16 protein-coding genes are annotated in these 13,611 nt (G+C 70.3%); 6 read left to right on the top strand and 10 right to left on the bottom strand.

All coding sequences use genetic code 11. The annotated features are described in order from the left end of the window. Window positions 1–180: 180 nt before the first annotated feature. Window positions 181–477, bottom strand: coding sequence for a hypothetical protein (locus tag AB0N66_RS17230; RefSeq protein WP_365434883.1), 297 nt, complete (start codon window positions 475–477; stop codon window positions 181–183). Window positions 478–613: 136 nt separating this feature from the next. Between AB0N66_RS17230 and AB0N66_RS17225 the strand changes: the two genes are divergently transcribed. After that, a complete protein-coding gene (locus AB0N66_RS17225; RefSeq protein ID WP_365434880.1) occupies window positions 614–1,549 on the top strand; it encodes an NADP-dependent oxidoreductase in 936 nt (311 codons plus the stop codon). A gap of 73 nt (window positions 1,550–1,622) precedes the next feature. On the opposite strand, the gene AB0N66_RS17220 is transcribed toward AB0N66_RS17225, so the two are convergent. Further along, a complete protein-coding gene (locus AB0N66_RS17220) occupies window positions 1,623–1,970 on the bottom strand; it encodes a DUF202 domain-containing protein (protein ID WP_365434877.1) in 348 nt (115 codons plus the stop codon). Next, a complete protein-coding gene (locus AB0N66_RS17215; RefSeq protein WP_365434874.1) occupies window positions 1,967–2,359 on the bottom strand; it encodes a DUF202 domain-containing protein in 393 nt (130 codons plus the stop codon). Before AB0N66_RS17215 ends, AB0N66_RS17220 begins: the two co-directional genes overlap by 4 nt. Before the next feature lie 52 nt (window positions 2,360–2,411). On the opposite strand from AB0N66_RS17215, the gene AB0N66_RS17210 reads away from it, so the two are divergent. After that, window positions 2,412–3,233 carry a hypothetical protein gene (locus tag AB0N66_RS17210; protein ID WP_365434871.1) on the top strand — a complete coding sequence of 274 codons (822 nt, stop codon included), beginning with the start codon at window positions 2,412–2,414 and terminating at the stop codon, window positions 3,231–3,233. Here the strand turns inward: AB0N66_RS17210 and AB0N66_RS17205 are convergent. Together AB0N66_RS17205 and AB0N66_RS17200 are read right to left on the bottom strand one after the other, a co-directional pair. Beyond that, window positions 3,215–3,751, bottom strand: coding sequence for an NUDIX domain-containing protein (locus AB0N66_RS17205; protein ID WP_365434868.1), 537 nt, complete (start codon window positions 3,749–3,751; stop codon window positions 3,215–3,217). The genes AB0N66_RS17210 and AB0N66_RS17205 overlap by 19 nt on opposite strands. A 97-nt stretch (window positions 3,752–3,848) precedes the next feature. Then, entirely contained in the window at window positions 3,849–4,742 is an 894-nt protein-coding gene (locus AB0N66_RS17200; RefSeq protein WP_365434865.1) for a DMT family transporter, read from the bottom strand. Window positions 4,743–5,097: 355 nt separating this feature from the next. Here AB0N66_RS17200 and AB0N66_RS17195 point away from each other — a divergent pair, with 355 nt between their 5' ends. The 3 genes from AB0N66_RS17195 to AB0N66_RS17185 all read left to right on the top strand — a co-directional run bounded on the left by AB0N66_RS17195 (window position 5,098) and on the right by AB0N66_RS17185 (window position 8,282). Next, window positions 5,098–6,753 carry an FAD-binding dehydrogenase gene (locus AB0N66_RS17195; RefSeq protein WP_365434862.1) on the top strand — a complete coding sequence of 552 codons (1,656 nt, stop codon included), beginning with the start codon at window positions 5,098–5,100 and terminating at the stop codon, window positions 6,751–6,753. Between the two features lie 121 nt (window positions 6,754–6,874). Next, window positions 6,875–7,672, top strand: coding sequence for a molybdopterin-dependent oxidoreductase (locus AB0N66_RS17190; RefSeq protein WP_365434859.1), 798 nt, complete (start codon window positions 6,875–6,877; stop codon window positions 7,670–7,672). Beyond that, the gene (locus AB0N66_RS17185; protein WP_365434855.1) at window positions 7,656–8,282 is read left to right on the top strand and encodes a cytochrome b/b6 domain-containing protein; all 627 of its coding nucleotides are present in this window, start codon (window positions 7,656–7,658) and stop codon (window positions 8,280–8,282) included. Before AB0N66_RS17190 ends, AB0N66_RS17185 begins: the two co-directional genes overlap by 17 nt. A gap of 155 nt (window positions 8,283–8,437) precedes the next feature. On the opposite strand, the gene AB0N66_RS17180 is transcribed toward AB0N66_RS17185, so the two are convergent. From AB0N66_RS17180 to AB0N66_RS17165, 4 genes are all read right to left on the bottom strand, one after another. After that, window positions 8,438–9,463: an L-idonate 5-dehydrogenase gene (locus tag AB0N66_RS17180; RefSeq protein WP_365434852.1), complete on the bottom strand. Its 1,026-nt coding sequence runs from the start codon at window positions 9,461–9,463 to the stop codon at window positions 8,438–8,440. A gap of 61 nt (window positions 9,464–9,524) precedes the next feature. Next, window positions 9,525–10,283, bottom strand: coding sequence for an SDR family oxidoreductase (locus tag AB0N66_RS17175; RefSeq protein ID WP_365434849.1), 759 nt, complete (start codon window positions 10,281–10,283; stop codon window positions 9,525–9,527). Between the two features lie 94 nt (window positions 10,284–10,377). Continuing rightward, window positions 10,378–11,775, bottom strand: coding sequence for a gluconate:H+ symporter (locus tag AB0N66_RS17170; protein ID WP_365434846.1), 1,398 nt, complete (start codon window positions 11,773–11,775; stop codon window positions 10,378–10,380). 55 nt (window positions 11,776–11,830) lie between these two features. Continuing rightward, entirely contained in the window at window positions 11,831–12,358 is a 528-nt protein-coding gene (locus tag AB0N66_RS17165) for a gluconokinase (protein WP_365435272.1), read from the bottom strand. A gap of 161 nt (window positions 12,359–12,519) precedes the next feature. Here AB0N66_RS17165 and AB0N66_RS17160 point away from each other — a divergent pair, with 161 nt between their 5' ends. Next, window positions 12,520–13,221, top strand: coding sequence for a FadR/GntR family transcriptional regulator (locus AB0N66_RS17160; protein ID WP_365434843.1), 702 nt, complete (start codon window positions 12,520–12,522; stop codon window positions 13,219–13,221). A 3-nt stretch (window positions 13,222–13,224) separates the two neighbouring features. On the opposite strand, the gene AB0N66_RS17155 is transcribed toward AB0N66_RS17160, so the two are convergent. Continuing rightward, window positions 13,225–13,608, bottom strand: coding sequence for a YchJ family metal-binding protein (locus tag AB0N66_RS17155; protein ID WP_365434840.1), 384 nt, complete (start codon window positions 13,606–13,608; stop codon window positions 13,225–13,227). Between the last annotated feature and the right edge of the window lie 3 nt (window positions 13,609–13,611).

Here is a 13,611-nt window from a genome sequence, read left to right as displayed (position 1 = left end):
TATGTCGTCCAGCGCGGGCGCGAAACGTGATCGGCGTCTCCCCCGACCTCAAGGAGCCCAGGAGCCTAAGGAGCCCATGAAGCCCCAGGAGCCCATGAAGCCCCAGGAACCGGTGAAGCCCAAGGAACCCGAAGGCGAAGGTAGCCAAGGACCGGGGAGACGCCCAGTGACCGGACCGTCCTAGTGGTCGTCCCAGTGCCCCGCGTGCTCGGCGTGCCGGTGTCCGTCGTGCACGTAGTCGACATGGTCGCCGTGCCTGACGGCGGGGTGCCCGCAGTCGTCGCCGTGCTGGTGACCGTGCTCGGCGTGGGCGGTGTGGCCGCTCGGCTCGCACTCGTCCCAGTGTCCGGAGTGCTCGCGGTGCAGATGCCCGTCGTGCGCGTAGTCGACGTGGTCGCCGTGCTGCACCGCGGTGTGACCGCAGGTGGGGCCGTGGGCGTGCTCGTGCGCGGAGTGCTCCGCGTGGAGGGTGGTCATGGTGCTCGCCTTCGGAGGTGGTGGGGGGATGGGGTGGGGACCGTGGGGAACAACAACTCAGGCTAGCGGCAAAAAGCGACTCAAATCATCCCATTCCGGCTTGCGTGCTGCCCGTGTTCCCCGGAGGGTCGATGGCATGAAGGCGATCAGCTACAGCCGGTACGGCGGTCCTGACGTCCTGGAGTACGGGGAGGTACGCGACCCCAAGGTCGGGCCCGACTCGGTCCTGGTGAAGGTGCGCGCGGCGTCCGTGAACCCCGTCGACTGGAAGTGCCGCGAGGGCCATCTCGACGGGATCCTGGACGCGGTCTTCCCGGTGATCCCCGGCTGGGACGTCTCCGGTGTGGTGGTCCAGCCAGGCGCGTCCGTCACGGAGTTCGAGGTCGGTGATGAGGTCATCGGGTACGCCCGCGAGGACTTCCTCTCCCGCGGCACCTTCGCCGAGTACGTGGCGGCCCCCGTGCGCACCCTCGCCCGCAAGCCGCTGAGCCTCTCCTTCGAGGAGGCGGCGGGGCTGCCCCTGGTGGGACTCACCGCGTACCAGGTGATGACCAAGGTCCTCGACGTGAAGGCGGGCGAGACCGTACTGGTCCACGCGGCGGCCGGCGGCGTCGGCTCGATCGCGGTCCAGCTCGCCCGGCACCTCGGCGCCCGTGTGATCGGCACGGCGAGCGAGTTCAACCATGACTTCGTACGGTCCCTGGGCGGCGAGCCGGTCACCTATGGCGAGGGTCTCGCCGAGCGCGTACGGGCTCTCGCACCGGAGGGTGTCGACGCGGCCTTCGACACGATCGGCGGCGACACGATGAAGCTCTCGGCGGACCTGCTCGCTCCGGAGGGCCGCCTGGTGTCCCTCGCCGACCCGGACGTCGTCAGTTTCGGCGGCCGCTACTACTTCGTCCGCCCGGACGCGGACGACCTCCAGCACCTGTCCGACCTGGCCGAGCAGGGCGTCGTCTCGGTCCATGTCTCCGAGACGTTCCCGTTGGACCGGGCGGCCGAGGCCCATCGCCTGAGCGCGGAGGGCCGTACGCGGGGCAAGATCGTGGTGACCGTCGACTGGACGGATTGAGAACCCTCAGCCCCTCAGACACCCTCAGCCCCCTTCAGACACCCCCCAAACACCCCTCAGGCACCCCTCGAACTCAGAACACCAGCGCCGCGGCGCACACCGCCAGCGCCACCGTGCACAGCGTCGCGGCCGTCGCGTGCCGGGGCGTCAGTGCGGGCGGCCCGTCCGAGCCCGACACCGCCGTGAGCACCCGGATGCGGCGGTGGGCGATGGCCAGGAAACCCAGCCACAGCACACAGCACAGGGCGCAGACCACGACCCCGGTCACCGACCCGCCGCCTTGCAGCGTCGTCTTCACGGCCAGCAGGGCGGCCACGGTGCTCGACAGGGTCGTACGCCGCCACGCGAGCCGCGTGCGCTCCGGTTGCAGCCCCGGGTCGCGCCCCCGTTCCCCTTCTCCTTCCCGGGCGGGCGTGGTCATCCTTCCCAGCCGAGGAGTACGACGACGATCATGGCCACGGCGACGATCGCGACCGCGATGCTCAGCACGGCCGGGAAGCGTGACACAGGCAGGTCTTCGCCTTTCCGCATCGCCGTCTCGCAGCGCACCCAGTGGTTGACGGCCCGCAGCGAGCAGACCACTCCCGCCGCCAGCAGGGCCAGCGCGAGACCGACGCGCCAGCCCCACCCCAGGTCCGGCAGGAACTGGTCCACCGCGAAGCCGCCGCCGATCAGTGCCAGCGCGGTGCGCAGCCACGCCAGAAAGGTCCGCTCGTTCGCGAGGGAGAAGCGGTAGTCGGGCGTGCTGCCTTCCGCTTCGACGTCCCGGGGCGCGAACCACAGCTGGACGTTCCGTACGAATTCGATCACGCCCTGGACCCTACCGGGAGCGTTGTCAGTGCGGCTCGCTACCGTTCTGGGCATGGACGTTCCCCTGTCATTGGCCCGGTACGCCGAGCCCGGCCACGGCATAGCCCCGGCCGAGGAACTGCTCGGGCTGGCCGGTTTCTGGCCCGCCTACTTCCTCCCGGCCTGGGACGAGTTCATGGAGGTGCCCGCGCTTTTCGGCGCCGATGAGGCGGACGTCGACGCCGCGACCGAGGCGCTGTACAGCGCGCGTGATGTCTGGCCGGCCTACCGAATACCGTTGACCGGCGGGCACCTGCTGTGGATCGTCCACCGAAACTTCCCGGACGACCCCGGCACCGACTATCTGATCACGCACCCCGACTGGGACCGGGACGCACCCCTGGCCTCGCTGGAGGGTCACTTCAGCGGTCCGGGGCTGTCCTGGCCCGAGCTGGTCGCCGTCGCCGACTCGGCCCCGAGGCGGGCCGCGGGCGTACGCGACCCCGCGCTGCGGCTCCTCCTCCTGCTGCCCGCGTTCGGCGACGCGGACGTGCCGGTGGCCCAGGCGGTGTCCCGGACATCCGGCGCGCTCACCGCCGTGGGGGTCACGGCGGAGGCGGCGCCCGGCGTGGCCGGGCGGCTCCTCGACCATCCGTTCTGGGACGTCCCGACGTGGACGACGCAGGGCGAGAGCCCGCTGAGCGGTGGCGCGGTCGCGCCGAGCCCACTCGCGGTGTGCGACGGGCACTACAGCCCGCGCACCCTGCCCCTCGACCTGGGCGGTACCCCCGCCCACGCGCGGGCGCTGGCCGAAGCGCTCGCGGGGAGCGGGTCGGTAGCGCGTGCCGGTGCGGGTGTGGCCGCGTCGGGAGCGGGTCAGGCCGGCGAGCGGTAGCCCTTGAGCCGCTCGTACGCCGCCAGGCCGTCCGGGACCCAGGTCCAGTCGGTGAGGTGGCGCTCCAGCTCGTCCTCCGGGAGGAACTCGTGCCAGGCGACCTCCTCGACCTGCGGGTCGACCGGCAGGTCGCAGCGGACCTCGTAGACGGAGGACCACCAGGTCTGGCCGGCCCCGTTGTCGTACAGGAACTTGAAAAGGGGAACGGGACGGGGGAGCCCGGAGACGCCGAGTTCCTCCTCGGCCTCCCGCAGGGCCGCGTCGTCGTACGTCTCGCCCGCCCCGACGACTCCGCCGACGAACATGTCGTACAGCGAGGGGAACACCAGCTTGGTGGGTGTCCGGCGGTGGACGAAGATCCGGCCTCCGGCGTCCCGGGCCAGGATGAACACGCACCGGTGGCGCAGGCCGAGCGCGTATGCCTCCCCGCGCGGGGACTGCCCGATGACCTGGTCGTTCTCGTCCACGATGTCGAGGATCTCGTCAGCGGCACTGGTGTCCCCAGCCAAAGCACTCATGTCCCCATCCAAGCAGGACCGCGCCACGCCGACAGGTCGGCCCGGGCCGGCCCGAGCCGGCTCACTGTGAATCGGAGTGCCGTGAATCCGCTTGCTCTCAATGCGGCTGAAAATCCAGCGTCGGCTTCGCCTTGGACGTCCCGCGTGGCATCGCCGGATGCATCCCGAGCAGCACGATCCCCACCACGACGGCCGCGAGCCCTGCCGCCTCCCAGGCGAGTGCGCCCGCGTCCGTGCGGAGTCGGTCCCCCAGGAATCCGACTCCACAGACGATCCCGGCCAGTGGCTGGGCCGCGGTGAGGGCCGGCAGCGACATCCGCAGGGGCGCGGTCTCGAAGGCGCTCTGCACCAGCACGAGGCCCGTCACGCCGAGGACGAGAACCCCGTACGGCTGCCAGCCGGTGACCAGCTCGGACCAGCCGCCCTCCCCGAAGCGCTGCCCGCTGATCCGGGTGAGCGCGTCCTGGACGCCGTACAACAGCCCCGCTGCCAGGCCGAGCAGCACGGGCGTGGAGCTGCGCAGGGACCGCTTCGCGTAGGTGGTGAGCAGGAGCGCGAGACCCACCATGATCCCGATGATCAGCCAGTGCCGCACGGGATCGCTGACGGCGTTTCCGCCTTCCGGCTGCCCGGCCACGATGAACGCGCTGACCCCGCCCGCGAGCAGCAGGAGCCCGGCCCAACCCTGCCGGCCCAGCGGCTGCTTGGTCTGATGGCGGGAGAGCGCCAGCGCGAAAAGCAGGTTCGTCGCCAGGAGGGGTTCCACCAGGGAGATCTCGCCCTTGCCCAGGGCCACAGCGCCGAGGATCATGCCGGACGCCATGAGCCCGATGCCGCCCAGCCACCGGGGCACCCGGATGAGGTCGAGCAGCAGGCGGGGGGAGAGGAAGTCGCTCAGGGGGGCGTGTGAGGCGGCGTTCTGCTGGAGCACGAACCCGAAGCCCAGGCAACAGGCCGCGCTCACAGAGAGGACCAGAACGAGAACCGACACGCTGTGTACCTCGATACATCGGGAGTCAGTGCGGGCCACGGGTGCGTATCGCGCCGACTGTAGTGCCACGGGCCGGGGCCTGCCCCCGACAGTACCCGGATCCGGGCAGTTGACTCGGTCGCGCTTCTTGCCGAAGGATCTGACCGATCAGTAACAACGAGTGGTCGAGCACCATCGGCGACCACCGCCTTCCACACCTCCAATGTCTCACCAACCAGCGACGAAGCCGATCGGTTCGTGACGAACCCCTCATGAGTCGGCCCATGACGTATTCATGACGTACCTCATGGCCTGCCTGATGACGTTCCGCATGACTGCGCCGATCCGACCCGTCGGATGCCGAGAGGACGGGCCCATGGCCTACGACGCAGATGTGATCGTGATCGGAGCAGGCCTCGCGGGGCTCGCCGCGACCGCGGAGCTCGTCGACGCAGGCCGCAAGGTGATCCTCCTCGACCAGGAGCCCGAGCAGTCGATAGGTGGCCAGGCGCACTGGTCCTTCGGCGGGCTCTTCTTCGTGAACTCGCCCGAGCAGCGCCGCCTGCGGATCAAGGACAGCCACGCGCTGGCCCTCCAGGACTGGATGGGAACGGCCGGTTTCGACCGTGCCGAGGACCACTGGCCACGTAAGTGGGCCGAGGCGTACGTCGACTTCGCGGCCGGCGAGAAGCGTTCCTGGCTGCACCGGCAGGGCGTCCGCTTCTTCCCGGTGGTCGGCTGGGCCGAGCGCGGTGGCTATGACGCCAACGGGCACGGGAACTCGGTGCCCCGCTTCCACATCACCTGGGGGACAGGACCCGGCCTGGTCGCGCCCTTCGATCGGCGCGTGCGGGCCGGCGTCGCCCGTGGCCTCGTACAGCTGAAGTTCCGTCACCGCGTCACCGGTCTGTCCCGCAGCGCGGGCGCCGTCGACACCGTCACCGGCGAGATCCTGGAGCCGTCCGGCATCGAGCGCGGCCAGGCGAGCAGCCGTACCGTCAGCGGCGCCTTCGAGCTCAAGGCCCAGGCGGTGATCGTCACCTCCGGCGGCATCGGCGGTGATCATGACCTCGTACGCGCCAACTGGCCGGAGCGGCTGGGCAACCCGCCGGAGCGGATGGTCGCCGGGGTACCCGCGCACGTCGACGGCAAGATGCTCGCCATCGCCGAGGAGACGGGCGCCCGCCTCATCAACCGCGACCGCATGTGGCACTACACCGAGGGCATCCAGAACTGGAACCCGATCTGGGAGAACCACGGCATCCGCATCCTGCCCGGCCCGTCCTCGCTCTGGCTCGACGCCCGCGGCAAACGGCTGCCGGTGCCGCTCTTCCCCGGCTTCGACACCCTCGGCACCCTCGAACACATCATGAAGACCGGGTACGACTACACCTGGTTCGTGCTCGACCAGAAGATCATCGGCAAGGAGTTCGCGCTCTCGGGCTCGGAACAGAACCCCGACCTGACCGGCAAGTCCGTCAAGGGTGTCTTCCAAAGGGCGCGCGCCGATGTGCCCGGTCCGGTGAAGGTGTTCATGGACAACGGCGTGGACTTCGTCGTCGAGAAGGACCTGGGCGCGCTCGTACGCGGTATGAACGCGCTCACCAAGGAGCCCCTCATCGACGAGGCGGCGCTGCGCCACGAGATCGTCGCGCGCGACCGGGAGATCGCGAACCCGTTCACCAAGGACCTCCAGGTGATGTCGATCCGCGGCGCCCGCAACTATCTCGGCGACAAGCTGATCCGTACGGCGACCCCGCATCGCATCCTCGACCCCAAGGCCGGCCCGCTGATCGCCGTCCGCCTCAACATCCTCACCCGCAAGACCCTCGGCGGCCTGGAGACCGACCTCTCCTCGCGTGTGCTGACCGAGGGAGGGGACCCGCTGGAGGGCGTGTACGCGGCGGGCGAGGCCGCCGGGTTCGGTGGCGGCGGAGTCCATGGCTACCGCTCCCTCGAAGGCACGTTCCTCGGCGGCTGCCTGTTCTCCGGGCGTACGGCGGGCCGGGCGGCGGCCAAGGCGGTGCGCTGACCCGCGGCCCGTGCCCGTGAACACCGCGCTTGCGCAACGGTGCGTAATAAGTGATTACCGATTTCTGACGAGCACCCGTTGCCCCTGGCCCTTTGGGGGTCGCGGGTGCTCGAATCAATAGGTGAACTCTGAACATCCCGAAGCGCGGGAGCCGGAAGGACCGCAGCCGCGGGAACCGGAACGACCGCGGCCGCGGGAACCGGAACACCCCGAAGAGCGGGGCGCGCCGGTCGGCCGGCGGGTGTTCCTCGGCACGCTCGGACTCGGCGCGCTGGGTGTGCTCGCCGCACCCACGCTCCAGCGCGGCGTCGAATCCGTCCTTGCCGGCGTCTCCGGCAAGGACCCCACCGGCCTGACGGGTCTGCTCCCCAACGGCGGCGGCTTCCGCTACTACTCGGTGGCGTCGTCCGTCCCGCACAAGGACGCCACGGACTACCGCCTCACCGTCGACGGCCTGGTCGACCACCCCACCTCGTACACCCTCGCCGACCTGAAGGCCCTGCCCCAGACCCGGCTCGTGCACGACGTCCAGTGCGTCACCGGCTGGCGGGTGCCGGGCACGCCCTTCGAGGGGGTCCGCCTGTCCGCCCTCCTGGATGCCGCAGGAGTGCGCTCCACGGCCGGCGCGATCCGCTTCACCTGCTTCGACGGCACGTACACGGAGAGCCTCACCCTGGAACAGGCCCGGCGCTCCGACGTCCTGGTCGCCCACCGCATGCAGGACAAGGCCCTCGGCCACAGCCACGGCGGCCCGGTCCGCCTCTACGTCGCCCCCATGTACTTCTACAAGTCCGCCAAGTGGCTCTCCGGCATCACAGTCACCGAGGACGTCCGTCCCGGGTACTGGGAGGACCGTGGCTACGACGTGGACGCCTGGGTCGGCCGCTCGAACGGACGCGACGATGAACCTACGAGTTGACGACACCCCGGCCCTCGCCTCCCGCGTACGGCGCTTCAGCCGCGCGGAGCGCTGGGTGCACCGGGTGACGGCCCTGCTGATGGGCGTGTGCGTGGTGACCGCGGCGTGCCTGTACGTGCCCCAGTTGGCCGAGCTGGTCGGCCGGCGCGAGCTGGTGGTCCGTATCCACGAGTGGGCGGGCCTGCTGCTTCCGGTGCCGGTCCTGGCGGGGCTGGCCTCGCGCGCCTTCCGTGCGGACCTTGGCCGGCTCAACCGCTGGGGGCCGCACGACCGTACGTGGCTCCGTGCGGTTCTACGCCGCGACGACCGCCCTTCGTCCCGGCCCGCCGCCAAGTTCAACGCCGGTCAGAAGACCTATGCCGCCTGGATCGCCGGCGCGAGCCTGGTCATGCTCGGCACGGGGCTGCTGATGTGGTTCACCCACCTCACCCCGCTGATGTGGCGCACCAGCGCGACCTTCGTCCACGACTGGCTCGCCCTGACGATCGGCATCGTCCTCGCGGGCCACATCGGCATGGCCCTCGGCGACCCGGAGTCCCGCCGGGGCCTCCGAACCGGCTCCGTCAGCCGCGAATGGGCGGAACGGGAGCACCGCCTTTGGCGGCCGTAGCGCGACGGGTGCTACCCATTTCCGTCACTTGGGGGCTCCGCCCCGTTTCAGCCCGTCCGGCGTTTGAGGACGAGCGCGTTCAGCGCGATACGGGGGTCTGGGCGCGGAGCCCCCAGGAACAAGGGACGGGAAGGGGCGGAGGGGGCGAAAAACGGCTACGCCCCGAAGTCCAGCAGCACCTTGCACGACCGGCTCCGGTCCGCCGCCAGGGCGAACGCCGACTGGGCGTCTCCCAGAGGAACCACCGCACTGATCAACGCATCGAAGCGCCCCTCACCGCCAAGCAGAGCCAACGCCGCGTCGAACTCGCCGTCGAAACGAAACGCCCCGCGCAGCTCGATCTCCCGGCTGACCACCAGGTTCCCCGCGAACGGACTCTGCCCGGGCGGCAGCATGCCGAGCTGGACGACGACCCCGCCGCGTCGCACGAGGCGGAGGCAGGTGTCGAGACCCGCGGCGACACCGGACGCCTCGATCGCGACGTCGACCTCCGAGGGCCACCCTGGGTCGCCGGACGAGTCGGCCCGCAGAGCCGAGTCCGCGCCGGCCGAGACGGCGTACGACAGCGCCTCGGGGAGGAGATCGGTGACCGTCACCCGCACGGCACCGGCGGCCTTCGCGGCGGCCACGACGAGGCAGCCGATGGGCCCGGCCCCCGTCACCAGGACGTGCCGCCCGGCCACGGAGCCGGCCCGCCGCACCGCGTGCAGCGCGACGGACAACGGCTCGGCGAGCGCCGCCCGGCGCAGCGGGAGCCCGGCGGGCAGGGCGCGCAACTGCTCGGCAGGCACGGTCACTTGGGCCGCGAACCCGCCCTGGACGTGCGGCATCCGCGCCGCGCTCCCCAGGTACCGGGTGTCCCGGCACACGTTCCGGCGCCCGTCTGCACACTCGGGACACACCCCGCACGGAGTGGCCGGGTGCACGGCAACAGCCGTGCCCGGTACGGGGCCTGAGGATCCGTCGCCGTACGACACCACCGCCCCCACGATCTCGTGCCCCAGCACCATCGGCTCCCGCAGTCGGAAGTCACCGACTCCGCCGTGCCGCCAGTAGTGCAGGTCGGACCCGCACACCCCGCCGTACCGTACGGCGACAAGCGCCTGCCCGGGGCCGGGGGAGGGGGCGGGCAACTCGTCGACCCGCAGATCGTTCTCGCCGTGGATCACGCAACCGAGCATGGTCGGGCTCCCTTCACAGCACACTCGTCATGCCAGGTCACAGGGCATGCGTCGGCCCATGTCACAGCACACTCGTCATACCGCCGTCGACGTACAGCACCTGTCCGCTGACGAAGTCCGCCGCGGGAGAGGCGAGGAACAGTACCCCGCCGACCAGGTCGTCCGTACGACCCCAGCGTCCGGCCGGCGTGCGTCGCCGCACCCACGCGCTGAACTCCTCGTCGTCCACGAGGGGTTGGGTCAGCTCGGTCTCGATATAGCCGGGCCCGAGCCCGTTCACCTGTACTCCGCGGGGACCCCAGTCCGCGCACATGCCCTTGGTGAGCATCTTCAGCGCGCCCTTGGTGGCCGCGTACGGGGCGATGCCCGGACGGGCGACCTCGCTCTGGAGGGAACAGATGTTGATGATCTTCCCGTGCCCGCGTTCGGTCATCCCGCGCGCGGCCTCACGCCCGACGAGGAACGCGCTCGTCAGGTTGGTGTTGAGGATCCGGTGCCAGTCGGAGTCCGTGAACTCCAGGAGCGGGGCCCGCAGTTGCATTCCGGCGTTGTTGACGAGGATGTCGAGCGGACCCACCCGCTCCTCGACATCCGCTATCCCGGCGGCGACCGAAGGACCGTCGGTGACGTCGAACGCCGCCGTGTGGACCGAACCGGGCAGCTCCGACGTGGCCTTGCCGAGGCGTTCGGAGTCGCGCCCGTTGAGCACCACCGTGCAGCCCGCCTCCGCCAGCCCCCGGGCCAGCGCGAACCCGATGCCGCGGCTGGACCCGGTGACCAGCGCCGTACGGCCGCTGATGTCGAACAGAGGATGACTCATACCCGTACTCCTGAGTGACGAGCCAAATGGCCCGCTATACGACCTGCTGTGCGAACTGTTGTACGACCCGCTACGCGAACTGCCATACGACCCGCTAAATGACAAGCGACAGCAGTAGGACCAGCCCGCCCGCGACCACCGAGATGATCGTCTCCATGACCGACCACGTCTTGAGGGTCTGGCCGACGTTCAGCCCGAAGTACTCCTTGACCAGCCAGAATCCGGCGTCGTTGACATGGCTGAAGAAGAGCGAGCCCGCGCCGATCGCCAGCACCAGGAGGGAGACGTGCGCGGTCGACATGTCGGCCGCGAGGGGCGCGACGAGACCGGCCGCCGAGATGGTGGCGACGGTCGCCGAACCGGTCGCGAGCCGGATCGCCACCGCGATCAGCCAGGCCAGCAGCAGCGCGGGGATCGACCAGTCCTTGGAGATGTCCAGGATCATCTGGCCGACGCCGGAGTCGATCAGCGTCTGCTTGAAGCCGCCGCCCGCGCCGACGATCAGCAGGATGCCCGCGATCGGGGCGAGCGACTTCTCGACGGTCGTCGACAGCCGGTCCTTGGTGAAGCCGGCCGCGCGGCCAAGGGTGAACATGCCGACGATCACGGCCGCGAGCAGCGCGATCAGCGGCGAGCCGATGACGTCGAAGACCCGCTGCACCATGTGCGTGGGGTCGTCCACGACGATGTCCACCAGCGCCTTGGCCAGCATCAGCACCACCGGGAGCAGCATGGTGGCGATGGTGGCGCCGAAGCCGGGGCGCTTCTCCAGGTCCTCGGAGGCGCGGGCGGGGATCATCCTGTCGGGCGCCGGGACGTCCACCCACCGGGCGGCGTACTTCGAGAAGACCGGACCCGCGATGATCACCGTGGGGATCGCGACCAGGATGCCGAGAGCCAGCGTGAGGCCGAGGTTGGCCCCCACCGCGTCGATCGCGACCAGCGGGCCGGGGTGCGGCGGGATCAGGCCGTGCATCACGGACAGGCCCGCGAGGGCCGGGATACCGATGCGCATCAGGGAGTAGTTGCCGCGCTTGGCGACCATCAGCACGACCGGGATGAGCAGCACGATGCCGACCTCGAAGAACAGCGGCAGGCCGATCACCGAGGCGATCAGGACCATCGCCCACGGCATCGCGCGCCCGCCCGCCCTGGCGAGGATCGTGTCGACGATCTGGTCGGCGCCCCCGGAGTCGGCGAGCAGCTTGCCGAGGATCGCACCAAGGGCGATCAGGACGCCCACACCGGCGACGGTGGTGCCGAGTCCGGTGGTGAAGCTGACGATGGCCTTGTCGAGCGGCGCCCCGGCGAACGCGCCGAGCGCGAGCGAGCCGATGGTCAGGGCCAGGAAGGCGTGCAGCTTGAACTGGGTGATGAGCAGGACGATGACGGCGATGCCCGCCAGTACGGCGATGCCCAGCTGAGCATGGCCCGCCGAGGTGATCGGCTCGACGGTGTCCGCTGCCAGCGACTCGACGCTGAGTCTGGTCACGGTGGTTCCCTTACGTGAGGAAGACAGGCAAAAAAATGGGGTTAGTGGTTAGTGGTTAGTGGGAGGGCTGAGGCAGGTCACTGAGCGCGGCCACGGCCCGCTCCGCGATCTCCCCGGGGTCACCGGAGACCTCCACGGCGACGCCTGCCTCGTCCGACTCCAGCGGCTGAAGGGTGGCGAACTGGGAGTCGAGCAGCGCCGTCGGCATGAAGTGGCCCTGGCGGTGCGACATCCGGTCCTCGATGAGTGCGCGGTCACCGGTGAGGTGCACGAACACGACACCGGGCGCGGACGCCCGCAGCCGGTCCCGGTAGGCGCGCTTCAGCGCCGAGCTGCTGACCACCCCGCCGAGTCCCGCCCGCCCGTCCGCCCAGCGCCCGATGGCGTCGAGCCACGGCCAACGGTCATCGTCGGTCAGCGGGGTCCCGGCCGACATCTTGGCGATGTTGGCCGGGGGGTGGAAGTCGTCGCCCTCGGCGTACGGAACGCCGAGGCGAGCGGCGAGCAGGGGACCGATGGTGGTCTTCCCGGTGCCCGCCACGCCCATGATCACGACGACATGGGGAGTCTGCGTCAGCTGCATCATGCTCTCGCTGTCCTGATCGTCTTCGTCGACACCTGAGACATCTGATGGCGACATCTGATGTCGACGACACTGAAACCCATTAGGTACGACAAATTCAAGAGTCTGTGACGTATAAGTCTGACTTTTTGATCCGGGCGTCGGGCTCGTACGCTGGCTCCATGAGCACACGGGGCCGGGGCCTGCACGAACACGTACTGGGGACCCTCGGGCCGGCGATCACCGCGGGCGAGTACCCGCCCGGGAGCGTTCTGCGCACGGACGAACTCGCGCAGCGCTTCGAGGTCTCACGTTCCGTGATGCGCGAGGCGGTGCGCGTCCTGGAGTCCATGCACCTGGTCGAGTCCCGCCGCCGCGTCGGCGTGACGGTCCTCCCCAAGGTCGAGTGGAACGTGTACGACCCTCAGGTCATCCGCTGGCGACTGGCCGGCGCCGACCGCCCCCACCAGCTGCGTTCGCTCACCGTCCTGCGCTCCGCCGTCGAACCGATCGCCGCCGGCCTCGCCGCCAAGTACGCGACAGCCGCACAGTGCGCCGAGCTCACCGAGTGCACCCTGGGCATGGTCGCCAACTCACGCGGCCACCGCCTGGAGGGCTATCTCGTTCACGACGTCGCCTTCCACCGGGTGATCCTCAACGCCTCGGGCAACGAGATGTTCGCCCGGCTCGGCGATGTCGTCGCCGAGGTCCTGGCGGGCCGAACCCACCACGAGGTCATGTTCGAGGACCCCGACCCCGCGGCCGTCACCCTGCACGTCCAGGTCGCGGAGGCCGTCCGCGAGGGCGACGCCGTCCGCGCCGAGGCGCTCACCCGCGAGATCACGGTCGGGGCGCTCCAGGAGCTGGACATACTCGCGCCGTAACGGCTAGACGATGAAGTCGCCGTCCACGTACACCCACGCCCCGTCGACCCGCTCGAAGCGGCTGCGCTCATGCAGCGAGCCGCCCTGGTAGGAGGCCTGGAAGGTCACGGTCCCCACCGAGTGGAACGCGGACCCGTCACCCGTCTCCAGGATCTCGAGACCGGTCCACCGCATCCCGGGATCGAAGTCGGCGGACGCGGGCCGCGTGCGCGGGTGCCAGGTCCGCAGCAAGTACTTCTCGTCCCGCCGTACGAAGGCGGCGTACCGCGACCGCATCAGTGCCTCGGCGGTCGGCGCGGCCGCGGCGCCGGAGTGATAGCGCCCGCAGCACTCCTCGTACGTCTGGGGCAGCTCGCACGGGCAGGAGCGACTGGTCGTGGCTGTCATGAC

The organism is Streptomyces sp. NPDC093544 (assembly GCF_040683495.1).
Taxonomy (GTDB): Bacteria; Actinomycetota; Actinomycetes; order Streptomycetales; family Streptomycetaceae; genus Streptomyces.
This window is presented reverse-complemented; position numbering and strand designations above follow the sequence as displayed.

Excerpts from the sequence above, each read along its gene's own strand:
- AB0N66_RS17230 (WP_365434883.1), bottom strand. The coding sequence starts at position 477 with ATGACCACCCTCCACGCGGAGCACTCCGCGCACGAGCACGCCCACGGC.
- AB0N66_RS17225 (WP_365434880.1), top strand. The coding sequence starts at position 614 with ATGAAGGCGATCAGCTACAGCCGGTACGGCGGTCCTGACGTCCTGGAG.
- AB0N66_RS17220 (WP_365434877.1), bottom strand. The coding sequence starts at position 1,970 with ATGACCACGCCCGCCCGGGAAGGAGAAGGGGAACGGGGGCGCGACCCG.
- AB0N66_RS17210 (WP_365434871.1), top strand. The coding sequence starts at position 2,412 with ATGGACGTTCCCCTGTCATTGGCCCGGTACGCCGAGCCCGGCCACGGC.
- AB0N66_RS17205 (WP_365434868.1), bottom strand. The coding sequence starts at position 3,751 with ATGAGTGCTTTGGCTGGGGACACCAGTGCCGCTGACGAGATCCTCGAC.
- AB0N66_RS17195 (WP_365434862.1), top strand. The coding sequence starts at position 5,098 with ATGGCCTACGACGCAGATGTGATCGTGATCGGAGCAGGCCTCGCGGGG.
- AB0N66_RS17185 (WP_365434855.1), top strand. The coding sequence starts at position 7,656 with ATGAACCTACGAGTTGACGACACCCCGGCCCTCGCCTCCCGCGTACGG.
- AB0N66_RS17180 (WP_365434852.1), bottom strand. The coding sequence starts at position 9,463 with ATGCTCGGTTGCGTGATCCACGGCGAGAACGATCTGCGGGTCGACGAG.
- AB0N66_RS17175 (WP_365434849.1), bottom strand. The coding sequence starts at position 10,283 with ATGAGTCATCCTCTGTTCGACATCAGCGGCCGTACGGCGCTGGTCACC.
- AB0N66_RS17165 (WP_365435272.1), bottom strand. The coding sequence starts at position 12,358 with ATGCAGCTGACGCAGACTCCCCATGTCGTCGTGATCATGGGCGTGGCG.
- AB0N66_RS17160 (WP_365434843.1), top strand. The coding sequence starts at position 12,520 with ATGAGCACACGGGGCCGGGGCCTGCACGAACACGTACTGGGGACCCTC.
- AB0N66_RS17155 (WP_365434840.1), bottom strand. The coding sequence starts at position 13,608 with ATGACAGCCACGACCAGTCGCTCCTGCCCGTGCGAGCTGCCCCAGACG.